Source organism: Streptomyces beijiangensis, assembly GCF_017315755.1.
Lineage (GTDB): Bacteria > Actinomycetota > Actinomycetes > Streptomycetales > Streptomycetaceae > Streptomyces > Streptomyces beijiangensis.
This window is the reverse complement of the sequence record NZ_JAFLRJ010000598.1, coordinates 1-4,243: the sequence shown is the minus strand read 5'-3', so window position 1 is coordinate 4,243 and position 4,243 is coordinate 1. Positions and strand designations below refer to the sequence as shown.

Genomic DNA, 4,243 nt, shown 5'->3' with positions numbered 1-4,243 from the left:
TCCGCCTCCGCCGCGTGGCCGTCGCCGTGACGGCGGCCGCCGCACTGCCCCTGGCGCTGGCCGCCTGTTCCAGCGACAGCAAGGACAGCACGGCGAAGTCCACGCCCAGCGCGACCGCATCGGGTGATGCGATGAGTACGGACAAGCCGTTCGGTCCGGGGTGCGCCTCGGTCCCCAAGGACGGTGCGGGCAGCTTCGACGGCATGGCCAAGGACCCCGTCGCCACCGCAGCCTCCAACAACCCCGCCCTGTCGACCCTGGTCGCCGCGGTGAAGAAGGCCGGCCTGGTCGACACCCTCAACAACGCCCAGAACATCACCGTCTTCGCCCCGACCAACGACGCCTTCGCGAAGATCCCCAAGGCCGACCTCGACAAGGTCCTCAACGACAAGGCCCAGCTCACCAAGATCCTCACCTACCACGTCGTCGGCCAGAAGCTCACCCCCAAGCAGCTCGAGAACGGCACCTTCACCACCCTGGAGAAGAGCAGCCTCACCACCTCGGGCTCCGGCACCACCTACAAGGTCAACGACACCTCCAACGTCGTCTGCGGCAACGTCCCCACCGCCAACGCCACCGTCTACATCGTCGACACCGTCCTCATGCCCAAGAGCTGACCCGGACGTCCGGCAGAGCTGGTCCGGTCGTCGGCAGAGCTGGTCCGGTCGTCGACAGAGCTGGTCCGGTCGTCGACCTCGTCAGAGGTACGCGGGCGACAGTGCGGCCCCCATCAGCCGATGCGGGCCGCCCGAGCCGTCCGCCGCCACGGAGTACAGGTCCGCGCCGTAGTCGCCGGGCAGTGAGTAGACGACCGTGCGGCCGTCGCGCCAGACCACCTGGTCGTCGACGCTGCGCGTCTCGCCGAGCGGGGTCTCCCGCATCGTCCGCAGATCCAGGACGTAAAGGCGCCAGGGGGCGTCGGCCGGCAGTCCGCTCACGCGCTTCTTGAAGACGATCCGGGTGCCGTCGGGTGACAGGGAGGGACATTCGACGTTGGCGCGTACGACAGTGACGGTGCGCGCGTTCAGGTCGCCGCGGACGAGGAAGGTCTTCCCGCCGGTCGCCATCGTCGCGTAGAAGTGCTCGTCGTCGGCGAATGTGACGCCCCAGAAGTTGAGGTCGGCGGCGCGCAGACGGTGGCCGTCTCTGATGGCGCCGAAGTCCTCCAGCGAGGCGTCGAACCGGCCGGTGCGGGTGTCGAGCACAGCGGTCCGGGTGGAGAAGTCGGTGCCCGCGTACGAGTCGCCGCCGACGAAGACGGTCCACGCGACGAGGTGCCCGCTGGGCGAGACCCGGGCCCGGGTGGGGATGCCGGGCAGGGCGTAGTGGGCATGTTCGTGGAGCTGTGCGTCGAGGACCACGGCGCGGTAGCTGTCCTGGACCGCGCCGTGCACGGCCTGCAGGCAGACGCCGGTGCCCGCGGCGGCGTAGAACCGCAGGCACTTCACCCCCGAGGCGCTGCGCGTTCCGCCCGGGGTGGTGGCCGCGACGCTCGTGAGTTCGTCCCTGTGCGGTCCCCACGCCAAGTTCCGGAAGACGATGCGGCGCCCGGCCGCGGCCGGGACGAGCGACACCGGACCGGCCGTCACCCGGGGGCCCCCGGGCTGCGCGCGGTCCTTGCGCGCTGCCCGGTCGCTCGCGTGCAGCAGGGTGGTGGCCGCGACGGCCGACAGGACGAGGACCGCGGCGAGCAGCACGAGGAGTCTGGTCCTGCGTGTCAGCGGGGTCATACGGCGGCCTTTCGAGTGGATGTCATACGGGTACGGACATGGGTGGCCCTGCGCCCGGTCGCAGCGCGGCGGAGAGCGCCGCGCAGACCGCCAGGAGCACAGCGGCGGCGAGCAGCGCCGTACGGTCCCCCCAGGCGCTCCACGCGGCGCCGAACGCGATGGAGCAGGCGAACCGCGCGAACGCCTGGCCGGTCTGGATCAACGCCATCCCGCTGGAGCGGAGTTCGGCGGGGACGGCCTCCGCCGCTGCCGCCATCAGCACACCGTCGGTGGCCGCGTAGAAGCAGCCGTGCAGGGCGAGGACGGCGTAGGGCAGGGCTGTTCCGTGCCAGGAGGACAGGAGAAGTCCGTACGCGAGGAACAACACCAGATGCCCGCCGAGGAAGACCTTCCGGCGTCCCACCCGGTCGGCGAGCCGTCCGAGCGGGACGGCCAGCAGCAGGAAGGCGGCCGCGGTGCCCAGCGGGAGCAGGGCGAACCACCGGTCGGGGACGCCGAGCCGGTGCTGGAGGAGCAGGTAGACGAAGGAGTCGCTGACCGTGGCCAGGCCCAGGAGCAGTGCGCACAGGGCCAGTCCGCGGACGTCCCTTCTGCGCAGGAGTCCGACCGCCGCGCGCAGCGAGACGGCGGAACGGCCGACGCCGTCCGGCGATGGCGCCGTGTCCGGTGTCCCGGTCCGGCTGCCGGGCACGAACAGCACCAGGACCAGGACTCCGAGCGCCGCCACGCAGAAGCTGACGGTGAACACGGCGTCGTATCCGTCGGCGGCGACGTGCAGGATCAGGAACGCGGCCAGTGGTCCGAGCAGTGCGCCGGTCGTGTCCATCGCCCGGTGGATGCCGAAGGCGCGTCCCCGGGCTTCCGGCGGTGCCGCGAGGGAGATCAGGGCGTCGCGCGGTGCGGTGCGCAGGCCCTTTCCGGTGCGGTCGGCGGCCAGCACCGCCCCGATGAGGGGCAGTGAACCGGCCAGCAGGAGAAGGGGTTTGCACACGGCGGAGAGCCCGTAGCCGAACACGGCGACCGCCTTGTGCCGTCCGCCCCGGTCGGCGAGGTGTCCGCCGGCCAGCCTGACCAGTGCGCTGAACCCGTTGTAGACGCCGTCGAGCAGTCCGAAGCCGAGCGGTGAGAGGCCGAGCCCGGCCACCAGGTAGAGCGGGAGCACCGCGGTGACCATCTCCGAGGAGATGTCGGTGATGAGGCTGACGGAACCCAGGGCGAGCACGGTCGGCGCGACAGCGGCCCGCCGCCCGGAACCTGTCCGGGCGGCGGTCGCAGCCGGTGCGGAACGGCTGTCTGCTACGTACACGTCAGGAAGCCCAGACGCCCGTGATGTCGGAGGCGGAGGCGGCCTGTCCCGCGTGCGCGGTGCCGTACATGTCCTCGATGGTGCGCAGCAGGCTGTAGTGGTTGTACGTCGTCGACGACGAGGACCCCGGCGTCACCGGCTGTCCGTACAGCACGGTCGCGATCTTGTTGCCGGCGAGCCTGTTGTCCTCGTCGAAGGTGACGACGAGGAGGCTGTTGTGGGCCTTGGCCCAGGTCGCGTACGCGCCGAGGTTGTTCTTCAGCCAGGTGTCGCCCGTGGCCACCGAGCAGTCGTGCATGTCGCTGCAGAGGTTCGGCACGACGAAGGACACCTGGGGCAGCGTGGTGTAGTCGGCGGGGAACTGCGCGAAGGTGCGCGCCGATGAGGTGGGGACGTTGCTGAAGCCGAACCAGGGGTTGTGCTTGCGGGCGTATTTGCCGCTGCTGCAGGTGGTCGAACCCTGGCTGGGCAGCGTCTCGTTGTAACTCCCCCAGGTCTTGCCCGCCGCTATGAGCTCGGAGGCGAGGTTGGGTGCGGAGGAGAAGCCCGGGGTGTAGCAGCTGTCGTCCGTGATGCCCTGGGTCGAACCGGAGAACAGCGCGAAGTAGTTGGGCTGGCTGGGGTGGGTCTCGGCGTACGAGGCGGAGAGGTTGGCGCCGCCGGTCTTCAGCGAGTTGATGTACGGGGCGCTGGAACTGCCGATGACCTGGTTGTAGGCGTGGTTCTCGAAGACCACGACGACGACGTGGTCGGGTGTGGGTACTCCGGCCGCGGCCTGGGCGGACGACGCGGAGCCGAGGCCGGTCCACAGACCGGCGAGGGCGGCCGCAGCAGCGGCGGACGCGGCGACTGCGAGACGGGTACGGCGCTGAAGGGACCGGTGTGGGGACCTGCCGAACACGATGTACCTCCGGTGTGGGGAACGGGGGCGGTGCACCGCGACGTTAGACACGGTGGCCTTGTGCTGGAAGTGCCTCTGGGTGAAGTCTCGGGGAACGTACGACAGTTGTCATGTCTACGTCGGTTCACTCGGATCTGCCAGGGTCCGGACGCAGAACCATCCCCCACACCCAGGAGGACCGATGTCCCCTTCCCGCCACAGACTCCGTCTCCCGAGGCTGCGTACGGCGTTCGTCGCCGCAGCGGCCGCGGCGCTCACGTCGCTCGGACTCACCACGGGCGGTGCCGGTGCGGCCGCCGCGGCGGC

Annotated in this window: 4 protein-coding genes; 1 reads left to right on the top strand and 3 read right to left on the bottom strand. The window is 70.6% G+C overall.

All coding sequences use genetic code 11. The annotated features are described in order from the left end of the window. The first annotated feature begins 14 nt into the window (after positions 1 to 14). Positions 15 to 617 (top strand): fasciclin domain-containing protein, encoded by a 603-nt coding sequence (locus J0695_RS37350; RefSeq protein WP_307798883.1) that lies wholly within the window; start codon positions 15 to 17, stop codon positions 615 to 617. Positions 618 to 698: 81 nt separating this feature from the next. On the opposite strand, the gene J0695_RS37345 is transcribed toward J0695_RS37350, so the two are convergent. Genes J0695_RS37345 through J0695_RS37335 form a run of 3 tightly spaced genes read right to left on the bottom strand, consistent with a single transcriptional unit; the run spans position 699 to position 3,937 of the window. Then, positions 699 to 1,721 (bottom strand): TolB family protein, encoded by a 1,023-nt coding sequence (locus J0695_RS37345; RefSeq protein WP_206969204.1) that lies wholly within the window; start codon positions 1,719 to 1,721, stop codon positions 699 to 701. A gap of 31 nt (positions 1,722 to 1,752) precedes the next feature. Beyond that, positions 1,753 to 3,036 carry an MFS transporter gene (locus tag J0695_RS37340; protein WP_206969201.1) on the bottom strand — a complete coding sequence of 428 codons (1,284 nt, stop codon included), beginning with the start codon at positions 3,034 to 3,036 and terminating at the stop codon, positions 1,753 to 1,755. Between the two features lies 1 nt (position 3,037). Continuing rightward, positions 3,038 to 3,937 (bottom strand): alkaline phosphatase family protein, encoded by a 900-nt coding sequence (locus J0695_RS37335; RefSeq protein WP_307798882.1) that lies wholly within the window; start codon positions 3,935 to 3,937, stop codon positions 3,038 to 3,040. Positions 3,938 to 4,243: the final 306 nt, after the last annotated feature.